15 protein-coding genes are annotated in these 15,932 nt (G+C 41.5%); 1 reads left to right on the top strand and 14 read right to left on the bottom strand.

Features of this window, described 5'->3' with window-relative positions; all coding sequences use genetic code 11:
* Complete coding sequence (puuE, locus tag BCU68_RS06890) at positions 1-936, top strand: allantoinase PuuE (RefSeq protein ID WP_102564055.1); 936 nt, start codon at positions 1-3, stop codon at positions 934-936.
* Between the two features lie 194 nt (positions 937-1,130).
* Here the strand turns inward: puuE and BCU68_RS06885 are convergent, their stop codons facing one another.
* The 14 genes from BCU68_RS06885 to BCU68_RS06825 form a co-directional block, all read right to left on the bottom strand.
* On the bottom strand, positions 1,131-2,384 hold the full coding sequence (locus BCU68_RS06885; protein ID WP_102564054.1) for an allantoate amidohydrolase: 1,254 nt from the start codon (positions 2,382-2,384) through the stop codon (positions 1,131-1,133).
* A gap of 19 nt (positions 2,385-2,403) precedes the next feature.
* Positions 2,404-3,636, bottom strand: coding sequence for an alanine--glyoxylate aminotransferase family protein (locus BCU68_RS06880; protein WP_102564053.1), 1,233 nt, complete (start codon positions 3,634-3,636; stop codon positions 2,404-2,406).
* Positions 3,626-5,215, bottom strand: a complete 1,590-nt coding sequence (locus BCU68_RS06875) for a gamma-glutamyltransferase family protein (protein WP_102564052.1) — start codon at positions 5,213-5,215, stop codon at positions 3,626-3,628. Before BCU68_RS06875 ends, BCU68_RS06880 begins: the two co-directional genes overlap by 11 nt.
* Positions 5,212-6,417, bottom strand: coding sequence for an amidase (locus tag BCU68_RS06870; protein ID WP_102564051.1), 1,206 nt, complete (start codon positions 6,415-6,417; stop codon positions 5,212-5,214). The genes BCU68_RS06875 and BCU68_RS06870 overlap by 4 nt, the downstream gene beginning before the upstream one ends.
* A 17-nt stretch (positions 6,418-6,434) precedes the next feature.
* Complete coding sequence (locus BCU68_RS06865) at positions 6,435-7,436, bottom strand: bile acid:sodium symporter family protein (RefSeq protein WP_102564050.1); 1,002 nt, start codon at positions 7,434-7,436, stop codon at positions 6,435-6,437.
* A gap of 33 nt (positions 7,437-7,469) precedes the next feature.
* On the bottom strand, positions 7,470-8,288 hold the full coding sequence (locus BCU68_RS06860) for a MurR/RpiR family transcriptional regulator (protein ID WP_102564049.1): 819 nt from the start codon (positions 8,286-8,288) through the stop codon (positions 7,470-7,472).
* Between the two features lie 35 nt (positions 8,289-8,323).
* Positions 8,324-9,052: an amino acid ABC transporter ATP-binding protein gene (locus BCU68_RS06855; protein WP_102564048.1), complete on the bottom strand. Its 729-nt coding sequence runs from the start codon at positions 9,050-9,052 to the stop codon at positions 8,324-8,326.
* Positions 9,039-9,689, bottom strand: a complete 651-nt coding sequence (locus tag BCU68_RS06850) for an amino acid ABC transporter permease (RefSeq protein WP_102564047.1) — start codon at positions 9,687-9,689, stop codon at positions 9,039-9,041. Before BCU68_RS06850 ends, BCU68_RS06855 begins: the two co-directional genes overlap by 14 nt.
* Before the next feature lie 12 nt (positions 9,690-9,701).
* Positions 9,702-10,370 (bottom strand): amino acid ABC transporter permease, encoded by a 669-nt coding sequence (locus BCU68_RS06845; RefSeq protein WP_102564046.1) that lies wholly within the window; start codon positions 10,368-10,370, stop codon positions 9,702-9,704.
* A gap of 14 nt (positions 10,371-10,384) precedes the next feature.
* Entirely contained in the window at positions 10,385-11,176 is a 792-nt protein-coding gene (locus BCU68_RS06840; protein WP_102564045.1) for a transporter substrate-binding domain-containing protein, read from the bottom strand.
* Between the two features lie 461 nt (positions 11,177-11,637).
* The gene (locus BCU68_RS16935) at positions 11,638-11,802 is read right to left on the bottom strand and encodes a hypothetical protein (RefSeq protein ID WP_157935176.1); all 165 of its coding nucleotides are present in this window, start codon (positions 11,800-11,802) and stop codon (positions 11,638-11,640) included.
* 34 nt (positions 11,803-11,836) lie between these two features.
* Positions 11,837-13,477 (bottom strand): ADP-ribosylglycohydrolase family protein, encoded by a 1,641-nt coding sequence (locus BCU68_RS06835; protein WP_102564044.1) that lies wholly within the window; start codon positions 13,475-13,477, stop codon positions 11,837-11,839.
* The gene (locus tag BCU68_RS06830; protein ID WP_102564043.1) at positions 13,478-14,116 is read right to left on the bottom strand and encodes a DarT ssDNA thymidine ADP-ribosyltransferase family protein; all 639 of its coding nucleotides are present in this window, start codon (positions 14,114-14,116) and stop codon (positions 13,478-13,480) included.
* Positions 14,116-15,510, bottom strand: coding sequence for a 3'-5' exonuclease (locus BCU68_RS06825; protein ID WP_102564042.1), 1,395 nt, complete (start codon positions 15,508-15,510; stop codon positions 14,116-14,118). Before BCU68_RS06825 ends, BCU68_RS06830 begins: the two co-directional genes overlap by 1 nt.
* Between the last annotated feature and the right edge of the window lie 422 nt (positions 15,511-15,932).

The following is a 15,932-nucleotide window of genomic DNA, read 5'->3' as shown; positions in this document are numbered from 1 at the left end:
ATGGATAAGCAAAACCCACGCGATTATACCGGTTACGGCAGAGATAACATACCCCATGCGAACTGGCCTAATAATGCCAAAATCGCTGTCCAATTCGTGCTGAATTTTGAAGAAGGTGGCGAAAACTGTGTATTACACGGTGATACACATTCTGAGACTTTTTTATCCGAAATTGCTGGTGCAGAAGCATACACAGAGCGCCACATGAGCATGGAGTCATTATACGAATACGGCTCAAGAGCAGGTGTATGGCGTATATTGAGCGAGTTTAAGCAACGACAACTGCCATTAACTGTATTTGCTGTTGCAACAGCGTTACAGCGTAACCCAGAAGTGACTCAAGCAATTATTGAAGATGGCCATGAGATTGCATGCCATGGATTAAAATGGATCCATTATCAGCATATGCCAATTGAAGACGAGCGTGACCACATGCAGCAGGCATTGAGCATTATTACTGAATTGACGGGAAAAACACCGATGGGCTGGTATACCGGTCGCGACTCCCCTAATACTCGTAACCTGGTTGCTGAACAGAAAGAGATACGGTATGACTCGGATAATTATGGTGATGACCTGCCATTTTGGACACAAGTTCCATGTGTAGAAAATACACAAGAAACACGTCCACACCTTATCGTACCTTATACTCTTGATAATAATGATATGCGCTTCTCTTCACCATACGGCTTTAGCCATGGCGATGAGTTTTTTCAATACTTGAAAGATAGTTTTGATTGCCTTTATGCAGAAGGAAGTGATAAACCAAAAATGATGTCTATTGGTTTACACTGCCGTGTGATTGGCAAACCAAGTCGCTTTATGGCACTTAAAAAGTTTTTAGATTATGTAGAATCACACTCTGATGTTTGGGTTGCGCGTAGAGATGAAATTGCACAACATTGGTATGAACATCACCCATATAAAAAAGATTAGCTTCACGATTAAAACTTAGCCTCTTAATGACTCAAATTCACAAGAGTCACCCGTAGGCTAAGTTTTCATTCCACCTCTTTTTAAGCTAAACAACTCGCTGTTGCAAAAATAGAATATCATCACTATTTAGTGAGGAAATATCATCATGTTCTAGCATTAATTGCTTAATTGTCTAGAGTTGATAACGCTGACTATCATTCCTCATGTGCTTTCTCCACAACGGCTTCGATAGATAGCTTCTTAACCATATCAACTAAGCAGTTAAGAGCAACGGCTACATCTGCTTGCATGACCTGCTCTTTCGGATGATGACTGATCCCCTTTTCACAGCGCACAAACAACATACCAATATCGGTAATATTGGTCATGACCATCGCATCATGTCCTGCACCACTGGTTAATAAACAAGGGTTTTGTTTGGTATGCTCTTCAACCACATCGCTCCAATACTGCTGTAAAGAATCACTACAGAGTACCGCTTCAGCTTGGTAAATATTTTCGCTATGCAATTCTAGTTGTCGCTGCGCTGCAATATCAGATAATTGCGCCAGTAGCATCTCACAACAGTTATCTAACGCTGTTTGACATTGGCTACGGATATCCAAACTAAAATGCACTTCCCCTGGGATCACATTGACAGCATCAGAAATCAATTCGCACTTACCAACCGTAGCGACAATGCCGTGTTGCTTAGCAAATTCCTCAATAGTAGAGATCATCTGAGCTGCGCCACATAAAGCATCATTACGCAAATTTATTGGCACAGTACCAGCGTGACCTGCCATACCAAAAAGCTTAAATTGATAGCGCTTGGCTCCAGCGATTCCCGTTACAACACCCACGGGTAAATCCTTCGCTTCCAATACGGGACCTTGCTCAATATGCACTTCTAAGTAAGCGAGTGTCTCTTCGCGGCTACGGCTGTCACTTCCCGCTAAATCGGGGGCTAAACCAAAATCGGACATCGCATGTGCCATGCTGATCCCTTGAGCATCCTCGACCGCTAACCATGCATTATCAAAGCAGCCAGCCGTTGCACTAGAGCCAATTAAGGTCGTATTAAAACGTGTACCTTCTTCGTCTGCAAAGGCAACAACATCAACATGAAAAGGCAGCGCTTCTTCCTGCAATTGGTCGAGTGCTTCAATCGCTAATAAAATGCCTAAGTTACCATCATATTTACCGGCGTTAGTAACCGTATCACTGTGTGAACCAATAATCAGAGTCGGCAGAGTTGAGTTAGTCGATACTTTTCTTCCCCACTGATTACCGACACTATCTTGCCAAGTTTGCAGGCCTGCCGTACTCATCCAGTGCGCAATTTGCTGGTGCGCCTGTTTATGTTCAGTCGTTAGATATGCTCGCGTTAGCCCACCTTGCATAGCACTGTAAGTAGCGAGTTCGTCAGACCAATCCATGATCTTTGCTGCGCCTTGTTGTGTTTGCATATACTCTCCTAAGTTTGGCTTAGCCGGCAAAATGCAACATTGCAGCCGTCACAGCCTGACCAGGATGAATATTGGCTTTATACTTCAACAGAACCGACTCTAGGGCCGCTAAAGTAGTAAGTACACACTCCTGCCTTGCATTGAAGCCCATTGTACCAATACGCCAAATCTTGCCATGCAACGGACCAAATGAAGTACCGATTTCAATACCAAAACAAAGCAGTAACTCTTGACGAACTTTTTCACCATCAATGCCTTGCGGGATATACACACCCACGACATTATTCATTTTATAATCTTGATTACCGAATAGACTTAACCCCATTGCGTTAAGACCATCTGCCATCGCATCACCCGCCTGCTTATGACGTGCAATCACATTATCACCCCCCTCTTCAAGGAAGATTCGAGCACACTCGCGCGCTGCGTATAACATGCTCGTTGCTTCAGTATGATGGTTTAGGCGTTCAGGACCCCAATAGTCCATGATCATAGCGAGATCAAAGTAGTTTGACTGAATAATCGCTTCTTCACCCGCTTGATGATGATCGGCACGAATACCTGCCTCAATATGCTTACGACGATTAATCACATCAGCACAATGATCGCTTAACGTAATCGGTGCGCTACCAGAAGGACCGCCTAAACACTTTTGTAAACCAGCAGAAACCGCATCAAGATGCCACTCATCTACCTTCAAATCATTACCGGCAATAGAGGCCGTTGCATCACAATAAAACAGCACATCATGACGCTGACAAATCTCACCAAACTCAGCCAGTGGTTGGTTCATGGTGGTGGATGTATCCCCTTGCACGGTGGCTAACATCTTAGGTTTGAACTCTTTAATCACCTGCTCAACAAGCTCTGGTGGGCAAACTTCACCCCATTCTATATCGATGGTTTTCACGACGGCACCGATACGTTGAGCAATTTCACAAAGTAGATGACCAAAACGACCAATCACAGGAATTAGCACTTTATCACCAGGTTGCAGCACCGATACCAGCACAGCTTCAATGCCCGCTCGCGCCGTACCATCAACAAGCATGGTTTGCTTATTCTCTGTTTCAAAAAGATCACGATACAAACACTGCACCTGATTCATATAACCGGTCATTACTGGATCATATTGACCAATTAGTGCAGACGAAATCGCTTGATGCACACGAGGATAAGCATTAATAGGACCTGGCCCCATAAGTAGGCGTACTGGTGGATTAAGCGTTTCAAATAGGGATTTAGTTGTCATGATGTTCTCCAAGTAAACTTTGTCCGTCACTACGAGGGTCGCTCGTTGCAGTGACGCTTCCATGTGCTGCTAGCATGATGGCACCTGCGTGCCCCATTAATTCATTATTATCCGTAACCTGAGTTACCTCGTGCCCTAACGCTTGTAGTGCTGCGCCATGCGTTTTATAAAGTTGATTCTCAAGGCGTAAGTTATTCGTGCTATCGCCCCAAGTTCGTCCTAGCAACCAACGAGGCTCTGCTACTGCATCAGATAAGCTCATTTGCTGATATAAGTGGCGACTGAATAAACAAGCCTGAGTCTGTGGCTGTCCCTCTCCCCCCATGGTGCCATAGACCATACGTCGACCATCATTAAGCTCAACATAAGCTGGATTTAGGGTATGAAAAGGCTTTTTCCCTGGCGCTAATACATTGTGGTGAGTTTCATCAAGTGTGAAGCTTTTACCGCGAATATTCCAAGTAATGCCGCTGCTTGGTAGTACGACACCAGAGCCAAATTCCCAATAGATACTCTGAATAAAACTCACCATGGTGCCATATTGATCACAAGCGCCCATCCATACCGTATCGCCTGGCTTAGCCCTATGCGGCCAAGGTAAAGCCTGCTCTAAGCTGATGTTGCCAACGCAGTCGTTAATGACATCGTCAGTTAACCAAGTTTGCAGTGGGGCTTTTAGGCAAGTAGGATCGGTGATCTGCTGATCTCGAATAATAAACGCTTGTTTAGTGGCCTCGACCAACAAATGAATATGATCGCACTCCGATTTGGCTTGATCAGCAAGACGATCATAAATAGCTAAAATTAATAAAGAAGCGAGCCCTTGTGTCGGTGCATCGAAGTTATATAAGTGACCTTTCGATATTTCAACACTGAGTGGATCAAGTTGCTTTGCCTCATGTGCATGAAAATCCGCTAGAGTTAGTGGGCTACCAGCAAGTGCCAATTCTTCTGCCATTTTTTCCGCTAACTCACCGCGATAGAAATCATCTAACCCTTGTTCTGCTAGGTGCTGCAAAGTATTCGCTAATGCTGGGTTTGTCACTGTATCGCCCAATTGCAATGCACGACCTTGCTTGAGGTAGCGCTCGGCAAAAGGTGCAAGTTGGCTTAATCTTGCTAAGGTTTTTTCACTCGCATCGACTAAACTTTGTGTGACTTCAATACCTTGATTGGCAGCGTCAACGGCTGGCTGAAATAGATCAAGCAAAGCGTGTTTGCCACCGTTAATCTGTAACGCTTTATCCCAACCAGAGAGAGTCCCCGCCATGGTTAAAGCGGCTTTACCACCACTTTCTGGTAGCTCAGAGGATTGCTCACGATAGCCATCCACATCAATATTTATCGCTGCTGCACCGCAAGCATCTATTGCGACTGGCTTCTCACCTGGCTTACAAATCAGCCAAAAACCATCACCACCAATACTGTTCATATGTGGATACTGAACCGCAACCATTGCTGCAGCGGCAACCATTGCTTCACTTGCTGTACCACCGGCATCCAGAATCGCCTGCCCTACTTGAGCGGCTTTATAATGTGGTGCTGTAAATGCCGTTTGTACTTTAGCCTGAGATGTCATTCCTTTGCTCCTGCTGGCAATAGTTGTAATGCCGTAGCGATAATATCAGTCTCTTTATTCGCCGTTGCCATCAATGAAAAGCCACACGGCCCTTCTGCTAACCCTGAGATTGGAAAATGCAATTGCGGCAAACCACTAAGCCCTGCAATGCTGGTTAAGCTCATCAGTTGTGAGCGATATTGCGCTAATGGCTCACCCGTTAGCGTTAATGCTGGCGGACCTGACGGTGTTGTAGGCAGGACCCATAATCCATCAAGTTGATTCAATGCGTTAGATAGAAAAGCGTGGAATTCACACTGCTTGGCCTTCGCCGCTTGATACTGCGTTTCACTAATGCTGCGAGACCAAATAACACGTTGCATAATCGTAGGATCGAGACTTTCACCATACTGTTGCAGCCATTGGTCATGCTGTTGAATAATCTCATAGCCTTGAATGGTTCTAAACAGCAGGCTTAGATCATCAAGTGAATAACCACTACACGCAATCACATCACTTTCTAGCAGCGTCATACCGGCATTAGCACAATAATCATTCAGTGCATCGATACGCGCTGGTGTAAGCTGGTTAGCTAACGAGCTATCGAGATAAATCTTGTTAGCGGCATTACCATCGTTATCGCTATCACTCACTGTTAATACAGAGAAAACACTCTTCAATAAGGCTAAGTCACGGCTAAAAATCCCTGCGGTATCAAAACTGCCTGATAGCTGAAAAGCATGTTGCAGATCGAGCCTGCCTAATGTTGGGCGTAAGCCAAATAAACCACAATAGCTTGCAGGTACACGGACAGAGCCGCCGGTATCCGTACCGATAGAGAAGTCAGCATCCCCATTCGCAACGGCAACAGCACTGCCACTTGATGAACCTCCAGGTAAACAATCTGGCGCAATGGGATTGATCGGTGTACCGTAATGAATGTTTTGACCATTTAAGCTATACGCCAACTCATCCGTTTGTACTCGCCCAACACAATGTGCACCTTGCTCTAAAAGATCGGTTAGTAAGCGATTTGTATGTTCCGCAGCTTCATGTGTTTGAAGCCAAGTGGGGTTCCCTGCCCCTGTCACATAACCTTGCACATCAAACAAATCTTTAAAAACAAAGGTCTTACCTGATAAAGAGCCATGCGTATTTCCCACGAGAAACTCGGGTCCTTGGGAGCAATAAATACGCGCATCCTTAGCGACTTTGTGATTCATTTCGCCTCTCCTTATTATCAGTTTGTCGAGGCTGGCTGAGCTTGCTCACTTTGCGTAGCATAGCGACTTGCTAGAATAGCGCAGTAGAAAATCTGAATCGGGTGATAAAGCATAATTGGTAGCAAAATCATACCAAGTTCCGGCTTTGTTCCGAAAATCACTGTCGCCATAGGAATACCAGCAGCGAGTGTCTTTTTCGTACCACAGAAAACCGCGGCAACTTCATCGGCCAATGCGAAATGACTACGACGTGCACCCCATTGAATCAAATGCACCATGCACAAAAGAATAAGGCTACAAAGAACAATCGAAGAAATCAGCATTTCAATCGAGAACGACTGCCAAATACGGTTAGCGACTGAGTCACAGAATGCGTTATAAACAATTAATAAGATGACGTATTTATCAACTTTCGTTACAACCGCTTTGTGCTTTTCAGCAAAGCTTAATAGGAATGGACGAGCTAATTGACCTGCAATCATTGGCAACAGCAGCAATTTAGCAATCGAAATAACCGAAGCCATTAGATCTAGCTTCACACCTTCAAAGCCCATGAACAATTGGATTAATAGTGGTGTGATTAAGATGCCTAAAATACTGGATAATGAAGCATTAAAGATAGCGCCTGGAACATTACCTTTACCAACACTCGTCATCGCAACAGATGATGATATAGTACTTGGTAAAACAAATAGATAACAAAAACCAAATGCGAGTGCTGGCGGCATATAAGCTAAGAATAGATCACCAAAAATCACCCAAAGTAGAGGGTAAGCAAGGAAGGTCGCTAATTGAATATAGATATGTAAACGCCAGTTACTGACCCCAGCTTTAATTGCCGCAGGAGATAAGCCTAAGCCGTGTAAGAAAAAGACAATCGCTACACCCACAGCGGTCAATTTATCAAGCTGAATAAGACCACCGGTTTTACCAATATCAGCACTGATTGTTGCTAAAGCGATAGCGACAACCATACCGACTAAAAACCATTCTTTTTTAAGTTTGTTTATAATATTCATTGTTTCACTACTTAATTAATATTAATAAAAAAATCATTCTAACTCATTTAGCTTTGAGTAATTTGCACTAATTTTACTGCTATTTTGAGTCGCTTTTTCTTTGAGCAATTGATAGGTACTATTGACTAAATGAGCAATCATACTCATCGGTACTGAATAGCTATCTAACGCGGTTTGATTATTCATGTGACAGACTAAAAGGTGGCTCGTATAAGTGGCATACTTTTGTCCCGATTGATCGGTAATAAGCAAGCACTGCTTACCTCTAAGTAAATCCATGATCTTGGCAAAATTACTGACTCGTCGACGGATGCCAATCACAATCACAAAGTCATCTGGCTCTATTGCTGCAAGATCCTCACCTATGGTTTGCCCAGGTAGCGGCAGTAGATCCACGTTGCCACGACACTGCATTAACTGCTGACGAAAATGCATGGCTAATGGGTAACTATTTCGATAACCAATGATCTTAATGCGTGGCGCTGTGGCCATTGCACTAATGAGCTCTGAAAGATCCACGGAAGCTAACTGATCTTGCAGCTGTTGTAATGCACCAATATCTTGCTGAAAGATCGAACCTGCCATCGCACTAGTCTGAATTGGCTCACCTCTATCACGTACGGCAAGTAATTCATCCCGTAATGCTGCGTAATCTTGATAGCCCAGTTTGCGAATAAAGCGGCTAACACTGGTTTTCGATACTGAGCATGCTTCCGCAATCTCATTGGTGGATAATATGAGAATTTTTTCAGGGTTAAGCTGCAAGTAATCAGCGAGACGTTGGTTACCCTGAGTTAACGTAGAGTAGTGCTGCGTAATACGTTCAATCAATGGGTTGTTATTAGTCGTCATTTGCGTCTCCCAGTGTTAAAGCCGAGCAAAATTATCTATCTTACTGCGGCAAGAAAATTCTTTAACTCTTCCGTTTGTGGGTTAGCAAAGACTTCATCACTTGCCCCTGTTTCCCACACCTTACCTTGATTCATAAATACAACTCTGTCACCAACATCGCGCGCAAAGTTCATTTCATGTGTGACGAGGATCAGCGTCATTCCCTCTGACTTTAGCTGCTCAAGTACTTTTAATACTTCACCCACTAATTCAGGATCGAGCGCTGATGTGATCTCATCACATAACAATACTTTTGGTGACATCGCTAATGAACGTGCAATCGCAACTCGTTGCTGCTGACCGCCAGAAAGGTTACCAGGGTAAGCTGAAAACTTATCCGCTAGACCAACTTTCTCCAATAACTCTTCGGCAATTTGCTTACTCTCTGCTGGTGATTTTTTCAATACTAACTTGGTTGCTAGCATGACATTCTCACCCACTGTCATATGCGGGAATAGATTAAAGCTTTGAAATACCATACCGACACTACGGCTTAGTAAACGTATCTTATATTCATCATTTTCTACGGACTGGTTATCAACAATCACCGTCCCTTTTTGATACTCTTCTAGGCCATTAATACAACGCAATAAGGTACTTTTGCCTGATCCACTACGACCAATGATAGATACAACTTCACCAGCTTCAATCTTAAGATCCACACCTTTTAAAATATGGTTATCGCCATAATACTTATGGACTTCATCTAAACTAACGAGCGACATGATTTTTCTTCTCCAAATGGCGAGCCAAAACAGAAAGTGGGAAACAAATAAGGAAATACAAGAGTGCAACCAGCGCAAAGACTTTAAATGGTTGAAAAACAGCGTTATTGATCATGGTTCCAGCCTTTGTTAACTCAACAAAACCAATCACTGAAGCCAACGCGGTACCTTTAACAATTTGCACGGAGAAGCCGACCGTAGGCGCAATCGACATACGCATTGCCTGTGGAACAATCACGTAACGCATTGTCTGTAAGTAGGTAAACCCTAATGTACGACATGCTTCCCACTGCCCTTTTGGTAACGCTTCAATGCAACCACGCCATATATCGTGAAAGAATGCACTACTAAAGAGGGTTAATGACAACACCGCTGCCGACCAAGCATCGACTTCAAAACCAAATAGCGATAAACCAAAGAAGGTTAAAAATAGCTGCATTAATAATGGAACGCCTTGGAAAACTTCAACGTAACACTGAATAATACGAGTGATCACTTTGCTGCGCATGCTACGTAAAAAAGTCAGTGCTAAGCCAAATAAACCACCGCCAACAAAGGCTAATAGGGATAATAGAATCGTCCAACGAGCTGCTAATAATAGATTTTTTAAAATATCCCAATCAGTAAACTGTACCATTTTATCTCTCTCCTACAGGGATGGGTTTTTAAAAGCAAAACGTTTGATAAGTGCAAAGCTTTGACGCATCAATATGGCTAGAACTAAGTAGATAACCGCTGCCAACATGTAAGATTCAAAACTTAAAAAGCTACGTGATTGCACAAAGTTTGCAGCAAAGGTCAGCTCTTCTACAGAGATTTGCGATACCACGGCAGAGCCAAGCATGACAATAATGCTCTGACTGACTAAAGCGGGATATACACGCTGATATGCTGGCGGCAAGATGATATGCCAAAATACTTGGCGTCTTGTTAAGCCAAGTGTTTTGCCCGCTTCCCACTGTCCTTTTGGCGCTGCATCGATACCTGCTCGAATAATTTCAGCACTGTAAGCACCTAAATTTAATGTCATCGCAATCATGCCAGCCTGCCAAGCCGTCATTTTTAAACCTAAAGCAGGTAAACCAAAGAAGATAAAAAACAGCTGCACGATAAAAGGAGTATTTCGAATGACTTCTATATAACAGCTACAAACTCTACGTAGCCATGCATCATTACTAATACGCCCTTGGGCACAGCATGTACCGAGCAATAAGCCACTAAAAGTAGAAATAATGGTTAACTCAATGGTGGTCCACATACCTGTCATAAACTCCGGCAGGTATGGAACTAAAGCAGCAAAATCAAGTTGATAACTCATAACGTTAATCCAGCTTAAACATCAAGATCTGCAGGGAATGGCGCTTTTAACCATTTTTGAGAAAAACCTTCTAATACACCATCTTGTTTCGCTAGACCAATCAGTCGATTCACTTCATTAAGCAGCTCTTTTTGACCTTTCATGATACCTACGTAACATGGTGATTTTTGTAGCATAAATTTGGTTTGTGGCGCTTTTTTCGGGTAACGGTTTGCAATTTCAGTGACGACTAGATTACCCGTTGCAATTAACGATACTTGACCAGATAAAAATGCAGATAATGTACTGTTGTTGTCTTCGAAGCGACGAATAACGGTATCTTTAGGTGCTTGTTTGCTAAGTTCGATATCTTCTACAGAGCCACGTGTTACGCCCACAATTTTACCGCTCAGCTCTGCAGGAGTGGTGACTTGCTCTTGTTCTGTACCAAAGACACCAAGGAAGAAAGGCGCATAAGCATCGCTAAACTGCACGGCTCTTTCACGCGCTGGGTTTTTACCTAAACTGGAAATGATTAAATCGACTTTGCCTGTCTGTAGGTAAGGTACGCGGTTGGCACTTGTTACAGGAACCAGTTCCAATTTTACGTTTAGTTGTTCAGCAAGGTAATTAGCCATATCGATATCGTAACCTTGAGGCTTTAGATCTGTTCCAACTGAACCAAAAGGAGGGAAGTCTTGCGGCACTGCAACTTTCAGTACTGCTCGCTCTTTAATAAGTGACAGTTTATCTGCATGTGCAAAGTGTGCTGTAAACAGTAATGATGCTGATATACATAGACTTGATAGCACTTTAAAAAATTTCATATTGTATCTCCATATCAAAAGATGAAACGATTGGAACATCTTTTTCTATGACTGCAACGAATGTGCCATAAGTTTCAAAAATACATTACCTATAAAAAACAACAATTTAAATTGATCGAGTTATAGTGGGGATATTAACAGTATGAAAAACTAACCCTTTAGTGGTGCATCATGCACCAAAAAGAACAGTGAATGGTAGATAGTGGAGCAAGAAAGGACAAACGCCAGATACAAAAAAGCCGCTGATGAATCAGCGGCTTTTTTGTTTTATGTGGTGGAGGGATAGGGATTTGAACACTATCTAAGCTTACTCACTTTAAAAAACATCCTTATTATTTAGGATGTTACCTGATGATGATAAAAGTCAGATTGAACAAATGTGATTCACATACAACATAGCCGACGAGCTTTTAACCGTCAAGTACCGTAGTTAACTAAATCAAAGCCTTTTTAAAGGTTCATCATAGCTTTTTCTCTAGGTAGAACCCACTGCCGTCATCAAGTGTTGTACATGATAGAGCGTCATTTTCCCTCAAGCTAAGCTCATCAATTATTTGCTCTGGAATTTCAATAAATCCCTCACCATCATCAGTTTTTTGAACTTCAACTATAAACTCATGGGGCATGACATCCTCCTGTATGATTTAAAACTCTGTCTGATTATTCACTATCTAAAGCATGAGCAATGATTGAACTATATGCAATTACACTTTCTATAGAGTAGTTTCTCTTATTTGCTAGAATTTTAATGTGTCGACCTATTGTAGAATCATCAAAATCACTCTCTATTGCTTCTTTAGCTAACGCCTTCATATCAATGATTTTTGTTGCTTGATGTTGAATGTTAGCATCTTCGCTTAAGGTACTTCGCTCATCAACTAACACCGAAGGTTCATCCTTATTCAGCTTGGGAGCAGATATTTTCTCCAAACTAGAGTTAGGGAAAGGCTGCTGAGAGCGCTCAGTGAAATTACCCCAGGCTCTTCGCTTTAGCAAAATAGAAAAGCCTTGCTGAGTCTGATACCACTTGTAAAGAAAGCCTTTCTTTTTATCTTCAAATGGGGGAGATAAAGGCACTAATTTTTGAAATAATGCTATGTTAGGTTGATTGTCTACAATCATAATGTTATCTAAGGACGAACGATTTGGATTCCAGCAAAGAGCATCAGGGTAAACAAAAGAAGTGACTTCTTTTCCTGTACTTATGTCATACATCCTCTTTGCTTCAGATACTATATAGTCGATATCTTGTATTAAACCACTAGGCTGTTTCTCACAGGATGCACCATGAAGAGCACCAAACATTGTAGCTATAGTATCTGTATCAGTTTGCAACTCATTAACTACATCAACAAGTAGAGCTTTATGGTTATTTACTTGGTAGTTTTTCAACATCAACAGAGATGCTGCAAGAGCAGTTTTAGAACCTGAGCCTCTTTGAGCGTTATCTTTCAGACCCAATAAGTCTGAAAGCTGTTGATAATCTATTTTTGGTGACTGTAGCCATTCAGATACGATTTCTAAGTCACTAATCATTTCATCAGCTACATTGGAGAATGCATCGTCTAAGCTTTGTTCCGCGTCTGCTTCCCATTGATGAGACCAGAAAGTATCCAGCATATCATCCTTAGAAATAAAAAATGATGCGCGGCTACATATTCTTGCATCGTCTTTTAAAGTATCTAAAGATAAGTGCTCACTTCGTAGAACGCGAGCTAAGGATAGTGAATGAAGCATAGCACCAGCAATAGCTCTTGGATGTCCGTGAGTTACAACGGAGTTACGAATCACATCAATAATATATGTTTCAAGATCATGTAGGTTAGTTGCTGACCATACATGTGGTTGAACTCTCATGGCAGCGCCATTACCACCTCCAAGTACATATTTTGAATCTTTATTCGCATAAAAATTAGAGAACCAATTAACCGATTTTTTTATCAAATTATTTGTGGCTATCTTGGTTCCTCGACCTGCTCCTAGTGCATAACTCAACCAAACGGGTAACTCACACTTTGCAAAAGCCTCTACATCAAAATAGCCATTACCATTTATAGCCCTAGATGTGCTTAATCGCAGTTGAGTATCGTCAGAGTATGTACCCGCTGGAAGTTGTACCTGTGTTCCATAGATACCATCTAATTTTCTTTTCCAAGGAATGGTATCAAGAATAACCTCAGAACCAGCTCGAGTTTTAATTGTACTTTTTGCCTTGGCTAGCTCTGTTATAAACCCTAAAGCATCAGCATAAGCTGCCCATAGTGCTGAATTTATGGTTGCCTCTTTTCGATCGTTGCTCATTTATAAACCTTTGAACTTGTCTTCGTTTACTTCGATTATGATACTGTCGAATCTTTCATCAAAAGATAGTGCCGCGCTTGCCAACGCCAAAGTATCGTCATTAGGAACATATAACTTTATAAGATATTTCAGTTCTATATCTTCAGGATACAGAACTTCCGCCTCTTCACAAGTTGTCCAGTTTTTTGGGAACGACTCTTGGCGGGACTTAATTGCACCTCGCTTCCCTTTTACTTGATTATCGAACAATTTCAGTAAACTAGCTTCCCCATCCCCCCGAATACATTCATTTCTGTAAATATTGTTGGTCGTAGTGAACAGAACGTTTCCATGGGTTAGGATCTCGGGACGGAAAGCTAGAATCACCCAAAAGTCATACTCACCTTGATGCCAACTTTTACTGTAACCAAAAAAACTTGAATTAATTCTTGATAAAGAGAGGTTTATATATGACGTCCATTGTGGATCGGAGCGAAATTTAGAATTATAACGGGTGATATATTCAAGAGCTTGTTCTTTAGCTAGTTGTTCTCTTGAAACTAGTTTGTTCAATGAAAAAATGCCGACTAAGCCTGAGTTGGTTGTAAAATGCAGGACTTCTTGTATCCCTAGGTTTGAGATTGTGTGTTGTATCGGCATTACAGCTCCACATATTCATAGGTGTTGGAATCAATAAGCTCTAACAGCTTAGGTTTATCGCCACTTTTGTAACCTAGCATGACAGACTTTTTCGCTCTCGTAATTGAAACCGTTAACAATTTACATGTAGTTAGGTAAGAATCGGATTCACGATCTTCTTCATAACGAAGAAACTCATCGCTTAGACCTAGCAAAATTACATGATCAAATTCCAAACCTTTTGCTGAGTGCATCGTAGATAAAACTACATTTGTATTAATTTCAGGCCATTCAGGGGATTTTGTTAAATCGGCAAAGTGAACACCACTTTTTCTTAACGCTTCTTTTAGGAACCCTTGCGTTTTTTGAGAACGAGATAGAAAACAGACGGTCTCTCTTTCTAGATCAATGGTTTCTTTGATTAGCTTAATCGAAAAGCTAACTTGTTGACGAAATAATCCACAGATTACTTTCGGCAGCTCACCTGAAATAGGACAACTATCGAAGTCAGGAGCCGTACCATCAGCATCAATCCCCACCTGTTTGAGCAATTGATACCCTAACTTTGCTATTTCCAGCGTATTACGATAATTTTTTTCAAGCCTAAAAGAGTTTTGCGGTCTAATTTCTAAACCAACCTCCTTCCATGTAAAGCCTCTGTTGTAGATTTTCTGCACAGTATCTATCACAAATGTACCATGTGATTGCTCATGAAGCATTGAAACAATTGTTCGCAGTTCATTAGCTGAAAAGTCTTGTGTCTCATCAGCGATTATAATATCAAATTTATCATCTAAGTTATTGATTGGATACTGATTAATATCGTTCCAATCTACGATATTGTTCGTCTTTTTATATGCTTGATAGGGGAGCACAATACCATTTAATATTTTTTCTCGTAATGCTCTGTCTATTCTAGGTTTTGTTCCTCTGCCAACTCTGGTTGCATCAAGATAATTAGAAAGGTTATCTTCAGGAAATCGCCCTAAAATGTAATCAACTTCAGAGTACAAGTAATCTATCTCTAGCCCGTATGAGTCTTGGATTTGATATTGAGAGTATTGAATATTATGTACTAATTTCAAACTTTGAATATTGGGATATTTATTTCTACAATATTTCGCAAGCGTTTGTACTTCAATATCTATACCTTGCCCTATCTCTTCTGCTAATTGCCTAACGTATGAGCTTAATGTTGTATTAAATGTAAATACCAATGCTTTGATTGGCTTGCCCTCATTACGATTTCTCTTACGACTCATTTTGTGAAAGGCTATTGCGAGCCTGAGCATCAGAAGTGCAACCGTAGTTTTACCACTACCTGCAGCGCCTCTGATAACACGATTCATTGGGTGAGGTGTCGTAAAGAGTTGTCTTTGCTCATGTGTAGGCTCAATTTTTCCTAGAGGTCTCACTCTTTTATTCCTTATAATTTTTATGACTATTCACTTAATGTTGAATAACATACAATTCATTTCATATCAAATGTGAATATCTCCATTCAGCATATCAACAACAAATATTTACTGCTGTGCCTCTCTCCCTACCTTATACTCATGTTCACACATATCACTTTCTTTGAGTGCAGCAGCAACCAGAGGTCTTAACTGGTAAGAGATATCGTCATCTAGATGCTGTGATATTCGTTGTGCGTTTTTTCTTGTCGATTCTTTGTATTTTCGATGCTTATACCAATTACATTAATTTTGTGATCTAATGTTTCATAGAAAAGGAGCTTCTATGAACAATGATTTTCAACGTCTAATCAATGCCACATCCAACGCTAGACTTAGAGTCCATTATCTTGCTGTTTCTCATTTTATTGATGGGAAAAACC

The sequence above is a fragment of the Vibrio sp. 10N.286.49.B3 genome (assembly GCF_002873395.1).
Classification (GTDB): Bacteria; Pseudomonadota; Gammaproteobacteria; order Enterobacterales; family Vibrionaceae; genus Vibrio.
The sequence above is the reverse complement of the archived record's forward strand: the minus strand, read 5'-3'. Positions and strand labels throughout refer to the sequence as shown.